General features: G+C 62.1%; 1 protein-coding gene. It reads right to left on the bottom strand.

Going from position 1 to position 1183, the window contains the following annotated elements; all coding sequences use genetic code 11:
- Positions 1 to 30: 30 nt before the first annotated feature.
- Positions 31 to 1142, bottom strand: a protein-coding gene (locus C8263_RS18695) for an IS630 family transposase (RefSeq protein WP_107139611.1) whose coding sequence is annotated in 2 segments (ribosomal slippage) — positions 31 to 716 and positions 716 to 1142 — 1113 coding nt in all. Because the reading frame shifts where the segments join, the coding sequence is not laid out codon by codon here.
- Positions 1143 to 1183 lie beyond the last annotated feature (41 nt).

The following is a 1183-nucleotide window of genomic DNA, read 5'->3' as shown; positions in this document are numbered from 1 at the left end:
CCTAGTGGATGACCACAGGCATGAAGATGGCTATTCATCGAAGGGGTAGTGACGTTTGAGCTTGTCCCGTGCTGCCGATATCGAGAACTGCCAATTCGCCCGCACAGACCGCGCATTGCGGTCTGTTTCCCACGCCAGCAGTGCCGCCTCGACGGCATCCACACTGGCTAAGCGCTGCCCCAGACACTGTCGTTGCAGGACTGACCACTCCAATTCCGCCATGTTGAGCCACGACGCATGTTTGGGCGTGTACACCCACTCGAAGCGTCGGCTCAGCCGACGCGCCTCCTGCGCCGGGAGATGTTGATACAACGCGGCCGGACTGTGCGTCGACAGCTGATCCAGCACCAGCACGATCGTGTCTGCTGCCGCGTACCGCACGTCCAGCGCTTGGAGCTGCGCCGCGAACTCGGCGTTCCCTCGCCGCTCCGTGACCGTCACGGTGCGCTGACCCATCAGCGGTTCGAAGGCCACGAAGAAATTCACCGTGCCACAGCGTTTGTATTCATGATCGACCCGTGCCGGGTATCCCGGCACGGGGGGCAGCGGATCGCGCACATGATCGAGCATCTGGAAGGACTTCTCGTCGAAGCAGATGACGGGCCGACGGGCATCATAGGGCAGGGCGTAGGTGTCCAGTACGGCTTCCATCCGCCACACGAAGTCTGCGCCTACCTGGGCGACACACCAACTCTCGACCTGCCACGGTTTGAGGACGTTTTTTTCAGCGTGCGCCGGACAGTTTCATCACTGATGCGGTCCACCACACCCAGCGTCACCAGGCGATCAGCCAGCAACTGCATCGTCCAGGTTTCGCGCCCGACGGGCGCGGAGCACACTTCGGCAATAAGGATGGCCGTCCCGTGCGCATCAAGTTTGGGCGGCTGTTTCGGCCGGGCTTTTTCGTACAGGGCGGCCTGAAGGCCGCCCTGTACGAACTTACGTCGGATGGACGCTACCGTCACGGTGCTGACCCCCACGCGCTCGGCGACGTCCCGGTCCTTCAGTCCCTGGTCACTGAGGAGCAACAGCCGTGCGCGGGTCATGACCCGCGCACTGTGGACGCCTTTGCGAGTCATGTCCGTCAGTTCCTGCCGCTCGTGTGCCGTTAACGCCACCACAAACTGTTTCTGTCGCCCCATCCCTCAGCTTAGATCAAGCCAAGCCTGTGGTCATCCACTAG

The sequence above is a fragment of the Deinococcus arcticus genome (assembly GCF_003028415.1).
Taxonomy (GTDB): domain Bacteria; phylum Deinococcota; class Deinococci; order Deinococcales; family Deinococcaceae; genus Deinococcus; species Deinococcus arcticus.
Note: the sequence above shows the minus strand (reverse complement) of the source record. Positions and strands in the feature narration are given on the sequence as shown.